Genomic DNA, 15,954 nt, shown 5'->3' on the forward strand with positions numbered 1-15,954 from the left:
ACTCCTCGGTCCACACCCGGCCGGTCCACCGCGGCCGCCGCCGAGGCCCCCTCGCCGGTGTCGTTCTGTCTGGTCCCTGTCTCGTCTACCGGTCCCGGTGCGGTACGCGCCGGAAGAGCAGATCGTTCACCACATGACCCTTGTCCAGCCCCTGCCCCTCGAAACGGGTCAGCGGCCGGAACGCGGGACGGGCCGCGAAACCGCCGTCCGTCTGCGTGTTCTCGAAGTCGGGATGCGCGGTGAGCACCTGGAGCATCTGCTCCGCGTACGGTTCCCAGTCGGTCGCGCAGTGCACGATCGCGCCGGGCTTCAGCCGGGTCGCGGCGAGGCTCAGGAACTCGGGCTGGATGAGCCTTCGCTTGTGGTGCCGCTTCTTGGGCCAGGGATCGGGGAAGTACACGCGCAGCCCGTCCAGCGCGTCCGGCCGGAGCATCTCCCGCAGCAGGATGATCGCGTCCCCGTTGGCCACCCGGACGTTGGACAGTCCGTTGCCGTCGGCCAGGTTGAGCAGATTGCCCTGCCCCGGGGTGTGCACGTCGACCGCGAGGACGTTGGTGCCCGGGTCGGCGGCGGCCATCAGCGCGGTGGCCTCGCCCATCCCGAAGCCGATCTCCAGGACCACGGGGTGGTCGTTGCCGAACAGCTCGACCGGATCGATGACCCGCTGCCCGTCGATGTCCAGCCCCCACGAGGGCCACAGCCGCTGCAGGGCGTCGGCCTGCCCGGCCGTCACCCGGCTGCGCCGCGGCTGGAAACTGCGGATCCGCCGCTCGAAGTGCGATCCGGCCGGGTCGGCCTTCGGCCCGTCGGGGAAGCGGGGTTCGCCCTTGGCCCGGGTGTGCCGCACGGGCACACCCGGGGCATGCGGTGCCGCCGGCGGGACGTCGGGGGTGTTGAGGAAGTCAGACACAGTAGGACCGATTTTACGGCGCCCCGCGCGGATGCTCCGCGCCGCTCCCCGGCGGCTTCCGTGCCGGTCCCCGGCCGCTTCCGCCCCCGGAGGCCGGCGGCGGCGAACCGCGGAGCGACAGGAGAAAGGCGAGGGGACGGACCGGCACGGTCGCCGGTGCGGCCCCCGGGTGTCCTTACGCCGACCCCAGGAGAGCCAGCACCCGGCGTCCGACTTCCCGGCCGATCGGCAGGGAGGCCGTGGCCGCCGGGGACGGCGCGTTCAGCACGTGCACCGCCCGCGCCCCCTCCCGGATCAGGAAGTCGTCCACGAGCGTGCCGTCCCGCAGCACCGCCTGCGCCCGCACCCCGGCCGGGGCCCGCACCAGGTCCCCGGGCTGCACCGCGGGCAGCAGTCTTCGCACCGCCTCCAGGAAGGCCGCCTTGGACACGGATCTGCGCAGCTCCCCGGCGCCATAGCGCCAGTGGCGCCGGGCGATCGTCCAGGACCCCGGCCACGCCAGGGTCCCGGCCAGCTCCCGGGGTCGTACGACGCCCCAGCCGTACCCCTCGCGGGCCAGCGCCGGCACCGCGTTCGGGCCGATGTGCACGCCCCCGTCGATGCCCCGGGTCAGATGCACGCCGAGGAACGGGAACGCCGGGTCCGGCACCGGGTACACCAGCCCCCGCACCAGCTCCGGCCGGGCCAGCTCGTAGTACTCCCCGCGAAACGGCACGATCCGCACCCCGGGCTCGTCCCCGGTCAGCCGCGCCACCTCGTCGCAGTACAGCCCGGCGCAGTTCACCAGCACGCGCGCGCGGACGACGTCACCGCCCGCGGTGAGCACGGCCACGCCGCGCTCCGGGCGCCGGTCCACCCGGACGACCCGGGCGCCGTAGCGGATCTCCGCCCCGGACGCCCGGGCCAGCTGCCGGGCGACCCCCACGAAGTCGCACACGCCGGTCGTGCCGACGTGTATCGCGGCGAGGCCCCACACCTCGGGTTCGTACTCGGAGATCTGCGTGGGGCCCAGCTCCCGCACCGGGATCCCGTTCTCCCGGCCGCGCTGCACGAGCGCGTGCAGCCGCGGCAGCTCCTCGCGCCCGGTGGCGACGATCAGCTTGCCGGTGACGGCGTGCGCGATGCCGTACTCGGCGCAGAACTTCACCATCTCGGCGGCGCCCCGCACCGCGTACCGCGCCTTGAGCGTGCCCGGCCGGTAGTAGATCCCGCTGTGGATGACCCCACTGTTGCGGCCTGTCTGGTGCCGGGCCGGGCCCGGCTCCTTCTCCAGCACGGTCACGCGCGTGCCCGGCGCGGCCCGCGTGATCGCATACGCCGTCGACAGGCCGACGATCCCGCCACCGACCACGAGCACGTCACAGTCGTACGCCCCTGCTCGCACCGAGCACCACCTCCGACCTCGATAGTGCACTGCGCCACTGACAGCGCCTTCAAACGCCGCGAGGGCACAGCACCCCACCGGGAGCGGGGGGCGCCGCCGCGGGACCTTACGCCGGCGTCATCAGCAGCGGCCGGGCCCGCTCCCGCAGCTCCACGACCCGCGGCTCGTCGCCGTAGGGCTCCAGCCGGTGCAGCAGGTCCTTCACGTACTCCGTGGTCCGCGCCGACGAGATCCGGCCGGCCACCTCCACCGCCCGCACCCCCTGCTCGCAGGCCGCGTCCAGGTTCCCCGACTCCAGCTCGGCCACCGCCGAGACGACCAGCCGCAGACCGTGCGAGCGCACGAACTCCTCCGTCGGCTTCGACAGCGCCTGCTCGGTGAAGCGCCGGACCTGCCGCGGTGCCTTAAGGTCCCGGTAGCACTCGGCGGCGTCGGCGGCGAACCGGTCGTAGCAGTAGAACCCGAGCCAGGACGGGTCGTTGTCCCCGTCCCGGGACCGTTCGAGCCAGCCCTCGGACGCCTTCAGCGCCGCGCCGGCCGCCTGCGCGTCTCCCGCGCGCGCGTGGGCCCGCGCCTCGACCAGCCGGAAGAAGCTCATGGTGCGGGCGGTCGCCAGCCCCCGGTTGCGCTCCAGGGCGGCCTGCGCCAGGTCGACCCCCTCGTCGCCGAAGCCCCGGTAGGTCGCCTGCAGCGACATGGAGGCCAGGACATACCCCCCGAGCGGCACGTCGGCCGCCGCGCGCGCGAGCCGCAGGGCCTGGATGTAGTAGCGCTGCGCGGCCTCCTGCTGCCCGGTGTCGAAGGCCATCCACCCGGCGAGGCGGGTGAGCTCCGCCGAGGCTCCGAAGAGGGCGCGGCCGACCTCGTCGGAGTAGGCGCCGAGCAGCAGCGGTGCCGCCTCCACCCGCAGGCACTCCGGCACCATCGACGAACGCCAGTCGCCGCCCCCGTACTTGGAGTCCCATCGCCGGGCGTCCTCGGCGGCCTCCCGCAGCTTCTGTACATCGCTGTGGCCGACTTTGATCGGTGCGCCCGGGTCCTCGACGGAGTCCGCCTCGCGCGCGACCGAGCTGTCGGCGGGGGTTATCAGCCATCGTGAGGCGGGCGTCGCGTAGGCGCTCACCGCGAACGAGCCGGCGAGGGACTGCCAGATGCCGCCGGAACCGGCCCGGCGTCCGGCGAGATCGAGACGGTACAGCTCGGTCGCCGACCGCACCGCCTGTCCTACGTCCCTGGGGAAGGCGAGGCCCACTTCGGGCGCGGGGTCCGCGTCCGCCAGGCCGATCTCGTGGAGCGGCACCGGGCGGCCGAGTTTCTGCCCGATGGCGGCCGCGATGAGGTGGGGCGCCGCACCCTGCGGAACCATCCCCTTCGACACCCAGCGCGCCACGGACGTCTTGTCGTAGCGAAGAGTCAACCCGCGTTGGGCGCCAAGGTCGTTGACGCGTCGCGCGAGTCCTGCGTTGCTGATTCCCGCGAGGGCGAGAACGGTGCCGAGTTTTTCGTTCGGCCCGCGTTGCTCCCTGGACATGCGCCACCCCTCGACACAGACGGCTGTCGCGCTGGCATAACCACGCGGCATTCGTAAACCCAGCGTAGTTCGCCGCATCCCAAGCGTTAAGGGGCATTGTTCCGGTTGGCGGGATTGTGGCCCATCGGGAAGTACGGCCCTGTACGCACCGTGCACGGCATGTCGCTGCGTGCCCCCGCCCGTGTGGCCGTGCGCCCGGCCGTGCGCCTTTCTCCGGCCATCCGGAAAGCGGTTCCATGGCTCTTGCGTGGGTCGGCCCGCTGTACTGGATCCAGTGGGCTGGGGGACACCGCCACCTTCATCCCCGCGGGTGGCGGACCGGTCCGGGAGGCGATACCCGCCTCCCGGACTGTGCGCGTCCGCGCGGCACCGTGTGCTGCGCGGCCCTGTACGGAGCGTGCTCAAACCTGGCTGTCCGCCGCATCTTTGGCCGAAAATCGACCCCGCCGTGCGAGCTTGATTTCCGAGCCGACCATGCAACTTGAGGGCGTGACAGGCGCGTTAAGGGAGCGTATCGGGGGCGCATTCGCGTCGCACCCCTCGGGGCCGCATCCGAGCCGCATCCGGTCCCGCCTCAGGACGCGCATCGGCTCCCGGCTCGGACCACAAAAGGCCGTGGACGCTGGGCACTCGCCAACTCCCTTGCCTCTCCGGCCGACTTCCGGTGCGCCCGCCGCGCGCGGCTCACCCCTCCCTCCCCGCGCGGACCCGCCCACCACCCGCCGCGCGGCCCGCCCGGCCGTCCGCCCGGCGGATCGAGGATTTTCCCTCGATCGAAGGCCGCGCCACCAGCACTCCACGGCCCGTCCTTCATGGCAGCATGGGGACCCGGTTCGTACGGTGCACTGGTGGTCCACGGCCTGTGGAGGCGTCGATGCGGTGGTTGGTGGGGTGGAGCAGCACCGCCACGGGCGTCGCCGGGACCGGCACCGCGGGTGCCTCGGGATACGACGGCGAGAGCCTGCACCCGGTCGGCTCCCACCTCCTGTGGGGTGACCCCGACCCGCTCTGGGCGGTCGGTGACTGGCGTCCGGACGAGGTGCGCCTGGTGCACGCCGACGGACAGAACCGGATCGCCGTCCTCGGTATCTGCGGCGCCTCCGACGAGGAACTGCGCCGCGCGCTGGTCACCGCGCGCGGGGGCGCACTGCGCCATCTGACGGCCTGGCCCGGGAGCTACACGGCCGTCGTCCAGGTCGGCCGCCGCATCACCGTCTGCGGTGACCTCGCGGGCGCCCGCCCGGTGTTCCACACCCCCTGGGCGGGCGGTACGGCCTACGCCACCGCCGCGCTGCCCCTCGCCGACCTCGTCGAGGCCAACCTCGACTTCGGCCACCTGGCCGCCCTGCTCGCCGCCCCCGACGTCCCCGCCGCGCTGCGCGACACCACCCCCTACGACGGCGTACGCCGCATCCCACCGGGACATGCGCTGGTGCTGCGCGCCGGGGCGCGTGAGATCGCCGGGTACGAGCCGGTGGCATCCCTCGCCGTGGCCGCGCCCCCGACCGATCCCGAGCGCGCCGTGGACGCCGTACGGGACGCCCTCGTGGAGGCGGTCCGCACCCGGCTGTCGGCACCCCGGCACGTGCCGGACCTCGACCCCGGGCCGGTGCCCGGCATGGGCCCCGCCGAGCGGCGGGCCGCGCGCGGGATGCCGGTGCCCGGCATCGGCGCCGATCTGTCCGGCGGACCGGCCTCCGGCACCCTCGCGTTGCTGGCCGCCGGGCTGCCCGGCAGACCCGGCACGCTCCTCGGCCACGGCACGGGCGCCGGCGAACGGCTCCTGGCCGTCACGTTCAACGACCTGGCCGTGGGGGGCCGTGAGGCCGAACTCGAACGCGCCGGCACCCTCGCCGCCAACCCCCGGCTGCACCACGTCGTGGTCACCGGCGGCGAGGAGGTCCTGCCCTACGCCGACCTCGAGGGGCCCCTCACCGACGAGCCGGGGCCCTCGCTGGTCTCGGCCGGCCGGCACCGCGCCCGGTTCGCCGCCGGCAGCGCCGATCACTTCATCGGCCACGGTGCCCGACAGGTGCTGGACGCCCACCCCGCGCGCCTGACCGACCTCCTGATGGACCGCCGGCGCCGCCACCTGGTGCGGCCCGTGGCGGCCCTCGCCCGGGCCGACGGCTCGGTGCTCGTCCCCGCGCGCGTGTACGGCGCGGCCCGGCGGCTCGCCCGCACCCCCTACCGGGCGGGCCTGGAGGTGCTGGCCGACCGGCTGATGCGCCGCCGTTTCGACGAACCCGAGGGGGCGGTCGGCGCCTCCCTCGCCGGACTGTCCTGGGCCGTACCGGGGCCCGCCGCGCGCTGGCTGACGGGTGAGGCGCTGGCTGAAGTATCGGTTCTGCTGCAGAGCGCGGCGGAGCGCTCCGCCACCGGACCCGACCGGCGCCCCGGCGACCACCGCGCGCGTGCGGCCCTCACCCGGTACGCCGCCGATCTGCGCGTCCTGGAACAGGCCGCCGAGATCCGCTCCCAGCGCCTGCACGCGCCGTTCCTCGACAACCAGGTCGTGCGCGCCTGCCGCGACCTCCCCGAGGCGCTGCGCGTCCAGCCCGGTGCCCGCGCGGCCATCCTGCGCCGGGTCCTGGAGGGCGCCGGCGTCACCGGCCTGCCGCCCGGTTGGGGCGCTCCTTCGCAGGCCTCCTCCGCCGCCGCCGCGCGCGCGGGGCTGCGGGTGTCGGCCGACCACCTGATCGACCTCTTCTCCACCCCGCTGCTGGCGGACGCCGGCCTGGTGGAGGCGCGCGTCGTCCGCAAGGCGCTGCGGGCCGCGGCAGCGGGCGAGTTCCTCGCCCTGGACGGCCTCGCCGACCTGGTCTCCCTGGAGCTCTGGTTGCGCCGCCTGTTGTCCCGCCGGGGCACCTGCTGGACCGGAACCCCGGCCCGCGCCCGCGCGGTGCCCTCCGGAATCCAGCCGAGGAGAGGCGCGCTGGCCTCCGGCGCGTGACGGGCTGACGGCCAGGGGAAACCCCCGTGCCCCGGCCCGCACCCCGAACGCACCGGCAACCTCCGGCCCCGGCTGACGTCCTTCGTGGGGCGGGAACCCGAACTCGACGCCCTTCGTTCCGACATACACAGGGCCCGCCTGGTCACGCTCACCGGACCGGGCGGCTCCGGACGGCTACCCGCAGCTGAACCGGGAATCCGCCCAGTCCACCGGCGACGCCGGGCCGAGGACGCCGCCGCGCGGCTCCACGACGAGCCGTACGGTCCGGTGCCCGGACAGGTCCACATGGACGGGCACGGCCCGGTCGCGGCCCCGGACCGCCCCGGAGTGCCACAGCCGCACGCCGTCGGCGTAGACCGAGAAGGAGACCTCGCCGAGGCCGAGCGCCATGTCGTCCACACCGGCCAGCGCGTCATAGGCGGTGCACCGGCGGTTGAGGGCGATCGTCACCGAGGACCTGCCGTGGACGCTCACCCCCCGCGCGTACCGCTCGCCGCCGATCGACATGCCGTGGCGCTGCCACACCCAGCTGCTCTCGCGCAGCACGATCTCCGGGCGGCTGCCGTCGCCGGTGAGGTCGTAGTTCAGCTCGCTCAGCTCGTAGACGGCCGGAGGGGGCGGGGGAGGGGGAGCAGGGGTGGGCCTGGGAGGCGATTTCGGTGGTGCGGGCCGGGTGGGGGCGGGTGCCGGCTTCCGGGTGGGTGACGGCCGGGAAGCGGGCTTGGCCGGTGGGGTCGGGGTGGGGGTGGGAGCCGGGGCCGGGGCGGGCGGCTCGGGGGCGCGCACCACGGGCGCCGGTGCGGGCTGCTTCCTCGGTGGTGCGGGCGCGGGCGGCCCGGGACGCGTGATCGGAGCCGACGCCGACGGCTTGGCGGCCTCCCTCGCCGGGGGGCTGTCGTTCACCAGGGCCAGCGCGACCGCGGCGGCCGCCACCGCGACGACACCGGCCGCGATCCCCGCCTTCACCGGGGCTCCGAGCCCTTCCGCGGCCGCCGCCCCGCCCGCGCCGCCGGACGACCCGCCGGCCGCGGCGGCGGCTCCCGCGGCACCGGCCCCGGCGCCGCCCGCCACGAGCCCGAGGGCCTTGGCGTACCCGGCGGCTCCGAACCAGCCGATGACCGCGACCGGCACGACACCGGGGATACCGTTCGCGACCTCCTCGATCTGCGCCGCCGCCAGCCGGCACCTGGCGCACTCCTCCAGATGCCTGCGCAGCCCGCGCTCGGCACGGACGCGCAGCTTGCGGCGGGCGTAGGTGCCGAGCCGGTCGGCGTAGCGGGCGCACTCCTCGTCGTCGGTGAGGGCGCTGCTGACATGGGCCTGGAGATAGGCCTGCTTCAGGCCCTCGCGGGCCCGGCTGGCCAGCACCCGGGTGCCGTTGGCGTCCAGCCCGAACAGGACGGCCACCTCGCTCGGTGACTCGTCCTCGACCTCGGTGTGCCACAGCACGGCCTGCCAGCGTTCGGGCAGCGAGCGGAAGGCCCGCATCGCCATGGACCGCTCGGCCTCGTGCAGGGCTCGCACATCGGCGCCCAGGTCCAGCGTGTCGTCGTCGGCCCTGTCCGGGGTCCGGGCCGCCTGCTGGGCGAACACGGCGAAGTCGTCGACGAGTTGCTCGCGCCGGGCCGACCTGGTCCAGCGCGCGGCGACCCGGCGCACGGAGGTCAGCAGATAGGGGCGCACGGCGTGCTCGGGGCCGGATCCCGCGCGCACGGCCTGCAGCATCCCGGCGAAGACCTCGGCGGTCAGGTCGTCGGCGGTGTGGCCGTCCCGGCAGCAGGTCCGGGCATAGCGCCGTACGGCGTCCGCGTGCCGTCGGTACAGCTCCTCGTAGGCGGAGTCCTCGCCGCCGCGCATCCGCTCGATCAGCTCGCCGTCGGCGGGCGGCACCGCCCGAGGGGGCGGAAGCACGCTTCCCGCCCGCTGGGCCGGCACGCTCTCCTCACCCGACCCGCCCGAGGATGTGCCGCGTCCGCCCTGGCCCGGTACCTGGGGCGAGACCGCTCCGGTGGTGTCCGCGGCACCCTCACCGCAGGATTCGCCCCATCCGTCAACGCTCATCGCGGAAAGCCCCCGACGCCGGCTCGGCCCAACTCGTCATCGGGGCAGAGTGCCACAGCGTTTTTCCGCCGAGGAGCCTGTCGCGCTCCATCCACTCGTCCGAGCGGACTTGTCACCGCGCCCTGTCCGAGCACACCCGAACGAGCTACCACGATCCGGCGAAACGCCCGAACCCCGGCACCCGCACCCCCGGCCCAGGAGTCGTACGGGCGCGTGGTGCCGGTGGCGCGGGTGGGACGCCGGGGATAGGGCGGGCGTCCCGGTCGGGCCCGGTGAAGGCCCTGCGGGCGGCCCGCGCCGACTACGCCGGGCGGGAGCGGAGTCCGCCCAGCAGGATGTCCAGCAGCCGCTCGGAGGCGGCCGCCTGCTGCGCCGCGTCCGGCAGCGAGGGCGCCGCGGTGGCGATCACCAGCAGGACGTCGGAGACGGTCACATCGGCCCGCAGCTCACCCGCTGCCCGAGCCCGCTCCACCAGCTTCCCGACGACCTCGAGCAGTGCCGCCGACCCGGTGTCGTCGGCCGCCGCCACGGCGTCCTCCGGCACCAGCCGCAGCTCACCGGCCACCGGCTGCGTCCGCTGCTGCGGCATCCGGGTGTCCCCGAAGGGACCGACCGGTTCGACAGCACCGACGGCACCGGCAGACCCGACGGCGCCGAGGGAGGGCTCCGGGTCGGCCGCGACGGCGGAGCCGACCCGCAGCACCTGCGGCGGCAGCAACCGGCCCGCACCGGACGCCACGGACGTCCGCAGGAACCGGGCCAGCGCCGACCACGGTTCGTCCTCCTGACCGAGCGCGGTCCGCGCCTGCTCGGTCAGCCGCGCCGTCTCCTCCTCCGCTATCCGCCGCACCAGTACGTCCTTGCTGGGAAAGCGCCGGTACACCGTGCCCACCCCGACCCGCGCGCGGCGGGCCACGTCCTCCATCGGCGCGCCGTAGCCCAGCTCCCCGAACACCTCACGCGCCGCACGCAGCACGTGTTCCAGATTGCGCTGCGCGTCCACGCGCAGCGGCGTCGTACGCACCCCGTCCGCGCGCCCGTTGCCCGCGCCCGCGCTCATCGCACCGCCACCGGTCGCGAGAGCGGCCGCCGATGCCCAATGATGCGTGTCCTGAACATGCATGTGTTCCCCCGGTAATGACGTCTCCCCCCGGAGACTTTCCCCGCCTGAACGCGGAGCGCGCGGAACTGGCGTCGGTCCCGACCGCACCCGCCCGTCGCGGGTCCGATCGACCACATTCCCTACACTCCGTCGACACACGAACATAGTTGAGAGACAGTCAATTCAGAAGGGGCAGGTTCCGCACAGTGCGCCCCTCGATCGGAGTACGGGGCACGTACGTCCCGGTTCCGCACCTTCGCGCCCTCTCGTCCGCCCCCGCTGACCTGGTCCCTTTCGTCCCGCCCGGACATCGCCCCCGGCCCCGCGCACATCCGGCCGTCAGTCACACAAATTGCCGGGGCTGTGGACAAACAACAGCGCCGGGTGCGTCATGGGATGGTGAAGGAACGTGCGCGCATTCTGGTTGTCGGCGGCGGCTACGTCGGGATGTACACGGCCCTGCGCCTCCAGCGGAAGCTGAAGGCCGAGCTCAAACGGGGTGAGGCCGAGATCACCGTCGTCACTCCCGACCCTTATATGACGTATCAGCCGTTCCTCCCCGAGGCGGCCGCCGGTTCGATCTCCCCCCGCCATGTCGTCGTACCGCTGCGCCGCGTCCTGGACGGGTGCCATGTCGTCGTCGGCGAGGTGACCTCCGTCGACCACGCGGTCCGCACCGCCGCCGTCACCACGCTCGCCACCGCCGAGGAGGGCAAGGCGGCCGAACTCCTCGACTACGACGAACTCGTGCTCGCCCCCGGCTCGATCTCCCGCACGCTGCCCGTCCCCGGACTCGCCGAGTACGGCATCGGCTTCAAGACCGTCGAAGAGGCCATCGGGCTGCGCAACCACGTCATCGAGCAGATGGACATCGCCTCCTCCACCCGCGACCCCGCGATCCGCGACGCCGCCCTCACCTTCGTCTTCGTCGGCGGCGGCTACGCGGGCGTGGAGGCGCTCGGCGAGCTGGAGGACATGGCCCGCTACGCCGCGCGCTACTACCACAACGTCCGCCCCGAGGACATGAAATGGATCCTCGTGGAGGCCTCCGACCGCATCCTCCCCGAGGTCGGCGAGGAGATGGGCCGCTACACCGTCACCCAGCTGCGTCGACGCAACATCCAGGTCCTGCTCGGCACCCGCCTGGACTCCTGCGCCGACCGCGTCGCCGTCCTCAGCGACGGCCAGCGCTTCCCGACCCGCACGCTCGTGTGGACCGCGGGCGTCCGGCCGCACCCGCTGCTCGCCGCCACCGACCTGCCGCTCACCGACCGCGGCCGCCTGCGCTGCACCGCCGAGCTGACCGTGGACGGCGCCCCGCACGCGTGGGCCGCGGGCGACGCCGCCGCAGTCCCCGACGTCACCGCCGCACCCGGCACCGAGACCGCCCCCAACGCGCAGCACGCCCTCCGCCAGGCCAGGGTCCTCGGCGACAACATCGTCCGCGCGCTGCGCGGCGAGCCCCTGGAGACGTACGCGCACCGGTACGTCGGCTCGGTCGCCTCCCTCGGCCTGCACAAGGGCGTGGCCCAGGTCTACGGGCGCAGGCTGAAGGGCTACCCTGCCTGGTTCATGCACCGCGTCTACCACCTCAGCCGGGTGCCCACCTTCAACCGCAAAGCCAGGGTGCTCGCCGAATGGACCCTCGCCGGGCTCTTCAAACGGGAGATCGTCTCCCTCGGTTCGCTCGAACATCCCCGAGCGGAGTTCGAACTGGCAGCCGGTGGACAGCCTCCTCACAGCCCCTCGGACGACCCGTTGGGGTCGTCCTGACCGGACCGAGGAACTCCACGGACCGCCGAGGCGTCTGACGGATGTCGCCGCGGCTCTCCCCCTGCCAGACTGCCCCACGTCCTCGGACGGGCCACCCGCCCGCCCTCAGCACCCACGAGGCTTTCCCGACAGTGAACTTCACGCGCTGGAGCGCCCGGCTCCCCGGAACGCAGCGCCGCGCGGCGGCACGGACCGAGACCGCGGTCTCCCCGGACCGGCGGGGAGAAGGCTCCGTGCCCGCGGCCCGCGCCGAACGGCGGCTCGACGGGACCCGTCCGGTGCCCGTCGTCGACGACCTGCCCACCCGCGACGTCCTCGACCGCGTCCCGGCCCTCGTCGCCCTCGTCCACGGCTCCGACCACCGCATCGCCTACGTCAACGACGCCTACGCGGCGGCCTTCGGCGCCCGCCCCACCGGCTCCCCCGCGCGCGAAGCGCTGCCCGAACTCTCCGAACTGGGGCTGCTGCCGCTCCTCGACCAGGTACTGCGCAGCGGCAAGTCCCGCACCCTGAAGTCCCGCAAGGCCGTCGACGGCCGCTCGTACACCTTCACCTGCACGCCCGTCGCCGAGGACGCGGGCCGCGACGGCGGTGTGCTCGTCTTCGCCACCGACGTCACCGACCACGCCGAGGCCGCGGAGCGGCTGCGCGCCAGCGAGCGCCGACAGCGCGAGACGGCGGTGACCCTGCAGAGATCCCTGCTCCCGCAGGAGCTGGAACAGCCCGACGACCTGCGCATCGCCGCCACCTACCAGCCCGGCGGCACCGAGGCCGCGGTGGGCGGGGACTGGTACGACGTCATCACCCTCGGCGGCGGACGCACCGCCCTGGTCATCGGAGACGTCATGGGCCGGGGGGTGCGGGCGGCGGCGGTCATGGGCCAGCTGCGCACCGCCGTCCGCGCCTACGCCCGGCTCGACCTGCCCCCGCACGAGGTGCTGCAACTGCTCGACGGCCTGGCCACCGAGATCGACGCCAACCAGATCGCGACCTGTGTCTACGCCGTCCACGACCCCAACGAGGGCCGCCTCGTGTACGCCTCGGCCGGGCACCTGCCCATCCTGGTCCGCGACGAGCACGGCAGCGTCACCCGCGCCGACGAACCCACCGGCCCGCCGCTCGGCACCGGCGGCTGGATCCACACCTCGGGCTCCATCGCGCTCGGCCCCGGCTCGACGGCCGTCCTCTACACCGACGGCCTGGTCGAGCGCCGCGACGAGGACCTGGACGAGGGCATCGCCGCCCTCGAAGGCGCCCTGGCGGGCGCCACGGGCACCCCGCAGGTCGTCTGCGACCGCCTGGTCCGTTCGGCCGGCGTCACCGCGGACCACGACGACGACGTGGCCGTCCTCGTCCTCCAGCACCCGGCGCACACGGGGCCGCGGAGCGAGCTCTTCCGCAACGCGGCGCTGGAACTGCTCGGCGGCATCGAGGCGGCCCCACGCGCGCGTGCCTTCGCCTCCGGCGTCCTCACCAGCTGGCGCTTCCCCACGGAACTGCACGACCTCGGTGTCCTCGCCGCCAGCGAACTGGTCGCCAACAGCCTCCAGCACGGCACGCCGCCCATGCGGCTGCGGCTGCGCCGTACCGACCGCCGGCTGATCATCGAGGTCACCGACGGCGACGACCATCTGCCCCGGCGCCGGCGCGCCGAACCGGCCGACGAATCGGGCCGGGGCATCGCGATCGTGGCGACCATCGCGTCGGGCTGGGGCTCCAGACGCACACCGGGCGGCGGCAAGGCGGTGTGGTGCGAGTTCCTGCTGCCGAAGCAGCCCTAGCCGCCGTACGAGGACGGGGGCGTCGCACGGTGTGCGCCACCCCCGCGTGTGTCCGGCGAAGGGGCTGGGCGGCTCACGCCTCCACGGCGACCGGATCCGCGCTGCCCCTGGCCACGACCCGGCTCCTCGCCGCGGCCCACGGGTGGTCCTGGGCGACGGTGAGCCGACGGCCCAGCCGCAGCGCCAGCAGGGTGATCCCCAGCGAGAACAGCAGGAAGGTCACGATGTACGGCGCGTGCAGCGAGGCCCCCATGGGGCCGCCCACGGCCGGACCGACCGCCAGCGCCAACTGCTTGACCAGCGCGAACGCCGAGTTGTACTGACCGGCCATGCCCTCGGGCGCCAGATCGGCGACCAGCGGCGCGACCGTCGGCGACAGCATCGCCTCGCCCAGCCCGAACAGCGCGTACGTCGACACGAACGCCGCCGTCGCCATCTCCTGACTGCCATGGCCCAGCCCCGCGTACCCGGCGGCCACCCAGGCGACGGCCCAGATCAGCCCGACCCCGGCGATCACCCGGGACCGCCGGCGCCGCTCGACGAACTTCAGCACGGCGAACTGGGCGACCACGATCATCAGCGTGTTCGCGGCCAGTGCCGTACCCAGCGCCGAGGTGGAGATGCCGGCCGCCTCCACGCCGAACGCGCTCAGCCCCGACTCGAACTGGCCGTAGCAGGCGAAGAACAGCACGAAGCCCAGCACGCACAGCTGCACCATCGCCCGGTTGCCGAGCAGCCGCTTCCAGCTGCCCTTCGTCGACTGCCCGGGCGCGTCCTCCATCCGCGGCGAGTGCGGCATCCGCACCGTCGCCATCAGGACGACCAGCAGCAGGAACATCGCCGCCTCGATGGCGAAGAGCAGCGTGAACGAGGACACGCGCGTGGTGTCGACGAGGTGACCGCCGATGAGGCCACCGACGCCGAGCCCCAGGTTCTGCAGGAAGAACTGCGTCGCGAACGCGCGCGAGCGGGTGTCCGCCGTCGAGCAGTCCACGATCATGGTCGCCAGCGCCGGCTGCATCACGGCCTGGCCCGCGCCGAGCGCCGCCGCGGACAGCAGCACGCTCGCGGCACCGCCCGCTAGCCCGAGGCTCAGTGCGCCCAGAGCGGCGGTGACCAGGGCGGCGAGCAGGACCGGCAGCGGGCCGCGCCGCACGATCGCCCGGCCGGCGAACGGCAGCACGATCAGCGCGGCCACGGCGAAGACGGCGAGCACCAGTCCCGCCGTCATGGACCCCAGTCCTCGCACCTGCGCCACGTAGACGTACAGATACGGAACCGTGAAGCCGAGCCCGAATGCGCTGAGTGCGTTGCCCACGTGGATCCGGCGCATCGCTGCGCCCATCGCCCTGGTCACGTTCACCTCTCTCACTAGTTATGTCTGAAGACTTCAAAGCTAAAGTTCGAAGCTAAAGAGTACACAGTGAAGGACTTCAAGGCAAAGGGGCGGCGTGTCATACTGCGGCCATGGCCGACACCCCCGGCGTCCCGGAGCCGACACTCGAGGAACAGATCGCCGCCTACCAGCGCGAGTTCCAGGACCTCGACCCCCAGGTCGAGAAGATCGTGTCGGCGCTCTCCCGGCTGAACCGGCGCATGAACGTCGCCTACGGCCGCCAGACCGCCGCGCTCGGGATCAGCAACGCCGAGTGGGAGGTCCTCAAGGCACTGGTCCTGTCCGGCGCCCCGTACCGCCTGGGACCCAGCGACCTCGCCAAGCGCCTCGGCCTCACCCCGGCCGCGATGACCCACCGGATCGACCGCATGGTCACCGAGGGCTTGGTCACCCGGGAGCGCGACGAGTCCAACCGCGTCCGCGTCATCGTCGAGCTGACGCCGGAGGGCCGCGAGAAGTGGCTGGAGGCGATGCGCCTGGCGACGGTCTTCGAGGAGGACCTGCTCCAGGACCTGACGCCGGCGGAGTGCTCGGCGCTCGGTGAGGTCCTGACCCGGCTGCTGCGCCGAGTGGAGCACGCGCAGCCGGACGCCGGCGGCCGGCTCAGCGACCTGGACTGATGCCCCCATAAAAGATCTTGACAGGGGCTGCTTGACGCGCCTCTGGTGGATCCGTATAGTTCTTCGGGTTGCCGCGGAGCCGTAACGGCTTTGTGGTGGCACCTCAGTCGCCTCGAGCGGCAACCTCACACCATCAGTACGATCTCCCCTCCGGGTTGATTTCGGCGTGCCGGAATTCAATTCGAATAGGGACTCGGCGGCCCGATTGGGAATCGCCGGGAGGATCCGCTAAGGTTTGAGACGTCGGAACGGCCCAACAGCCGGGAAGACAAACCCCCCTGACTGGGAGTCAGACGCCGAAAGGGTCTGATAGAGTCGGAACCGCCGGAAAGGGAAACGCGAAAGCGAGAACCTGGAAAGCACCGAGGAAATCGGATCGAGAAAAGATCTGATAGAGTCGGAAACACCGAAGGGAAGCCCGGAGGAAAGCCCGAGAGGGTGAG

10 protein-coding genes are annotated in these 15,954 nt (G+C 73.5%); 4 read left to right on the top strand and 6 right to left on the bottom strand.

The features are described 5' to 3' along the window. Nucleotides 1-85: 85 nt before the first annotated feature. The 3 genes from trmB to ACIBA9_RS36790 form a co-directional block, all read right to left on the bottom strand. Entirely contained in the window at nucleotides 86-910 is an 825-nt protein-coding gene (gene trmB / locus ACIBA9_RS36780) for a tRNA (guanosine(46)-N7)-methyltransferase TrmB (protein WP_399369929.1), read from the bottom strand. A 175-nt stretch (nucleotides 911-1,085) separates the two neighbouring features. Further along, nucleotides 1,086-2,294, bottom strand: a complete 1,209-nt coding sequence (gene lhgO / locus ACIBA9_RS36785) for an L-2-hydroxyglutarate oxidase (protein ID WP_399369931.1) — start codon at nucleotides 2,292-2,294, stop codon at nucleotides 1,086-1,088. Between the two features lie 106 nt (nucleotides 2,295-2,400). Next, entirely contained in the window at nucleotides 2,401-3,825 is a 1,425-nt protein-coding gene (locus ACIBA9_RS36790) for an MFS transporter (protein WP_362164305.1), read from the bottom strand. An 874-nt stretch (nucleotides 3,826-4,699) separates the two neighbouring features. Here ACIBA9_RS36790 and ACIBA9_RS36795 point away from each other — a divergent pair. After that, nucleotides 4,700-6,778: an asparagine synthase-related protein gene (locus ACIBA9_RS36795; protein ID WP_399369933.1), complete on the top strand. Its 2,079-nt coding sequence runs from the start codon at nucleotides 4,700-4,702 to the stop codon at nucleotides 6,776-6,778. 174 nt (nucleotides 6,779-6,952) lie between these two features. Here the strand turns inward: ACIBA9_RS36795 and ACIBA9_RS36800 are convergent, their stop codons facing one another. Further along, nucleotides 6,953-8,839: a sigma-70 family RNA polymerase sigma factor gene (locus tag ACIBA9_RS36800; protein WP_399369935.1), complete on the bottom strand. Its 1,887-nt coding sequence runs from the start codon at nucleotides 8,837-8,839 to the stop codon at nucleotides 6,953-6,955. Between the two features lie 301 nt (nucleotides 8,840-9,140). Continuing rightward, nucleotides 9,141-9,962, bottom strand: coding sequence for a TetR/AcrR family transcriptional regulator (locus ACIBA9_RS36805; protein WP_399369937.1), 822 nt, complete (start codon nucleotides 9,960-9,962; stop codon nucleotides 9,141-9,143). A gap of 375 nt (nucleotides 9,963-10,337) precedes the next feature. Between ACIBA9_RS36805 and ACIBA9_RS36810 the strand changes: the two genes are divergently transcribed. Together ACIBA9_RS36810 and ACIBA9_RS36815 are read left to right on the top strand one after the other, a co-directional pair. Continuing rightward, the gene (locus ACIBA9_RS36810; RefSeq protein WP_399369939.1) at nucleotides 10,338-11,714 is read left to right on the top strand and encodes an NAD(P)/FAD-dependent oxidoreductase; all 1,377 of its coding nucleotides are present in this window, start codon (nucleotides 10,338-10,340) and stop codon (nucleotides 11,712-11,714) included. 131 nt (nucleotides 11,715-11,845) lie between these two features. After that, nucleotides 11,846-13,495 carry a SpoIIE family protein phosphatase gene (locus tag ACIBA9_RS36815; protein WP_399369941.1) on the top strand — a complete coding sequence of 550 codons (1,650 nt, stop codon included), beginning with the start codon at nucleotides 11,846-11,848 and terminating at the stop codon, nucleotides 13,493-13,495. A gap of 73 nt (nucleotides 13,496-13,568) precedes the next feature. Here ACIBA9_RS36815 and ACIBA9_RS36820 read toward each other — a convergent pair whose 3' ends face one another. After that, on the bottom strand, nucleotides 13,569-14,852 hold the full coding sequence (locus tag ACIBA9_RS36820; RefSeq protein ID WP_399369943.1) for an MFS transporter: 1,284 nt from the start codon (nucleotides 14,850-14,852) through the stop codon (nucleotides 13,569-13,571). Between the two features lie 110 nt (nucleotides 14,853-14,962). Between ACIBA9_RS36820 and ACIBA9_RS36825 the strand changes: the two genes are divergently transcribed. Continuing rightward, nucleotides 14,963-15,511 carry a MarR family transcriptional regulator gene (locus ACIBA9_RS36825; RefSeq protein WP_362164291.1) on the top strand — a complete coding sequence of 183 codons (549 nt, stop codon included), beginning with the start codon at nucleotides 14,963-14,965 and terminating at the stop codon, nucleotides 15,509-15,511. The last annotated feature ends 443 nt before the right edge of the window (nucleotides 15,512-15,954 follow it).

The organism is Streptomyces sp. NPDC051452 (assembly GCF_044454765.1).
Classification (GTDB): Bacteria; Actinomycetota; Actinomycetes; order Streptomycetales; family Streptomycetaceae; genus Streptomyces.

Excerpts from the sequence above, each read along its gene's own strand:
- ACIBA9_RS36790 (WP_362164305.1), bottom strand. The coding sequence starts at position 3,825 with ATGTCCAGGGAGCAACGCGGGCCGAACGAAAAACTCGGCACCGTTCTC.
- ACIBA9_RS36795 (WP_399369933.1), top strand. The coding sequence starts at position 4,700 with ATGCGGTGGTTGGTGGGGTGGAGCAGCACCGCCACGGGCGTCGCCGGG.
- ACIBA9_RS36800 (WP_399369935.1), bottom strand. The coding sequence starts at position 8,839 with ATGAGCGTTGACGGATGGGGCGAATCCTGCGGTGAGGGTGCCGCGGAC.
- ACIBA9_RS36805 (WP_399369937.1), bottom strand. The coding sequence starts at position 9,962 with ATGCATGTTCAGGACACGCATCATTGGGCATCGGCGGCCGCTCTCGCG.
- ACIBA9_RS36810 (WP_399369939.1), top strand. The coding sequence starts at position 10,338 with ATGGTGAAGGAACGTGCGCGCATTCTGGTTGTCGGCGGCGGCTACGTC.
- ACIBA9_RS36825 (WP_362164291.1), top strand. The coding sequence starts at position 14,963 with ATGGCCGACACCCCCGGCGTCCCGGAGCCGACACTCGAGGAACAGATC.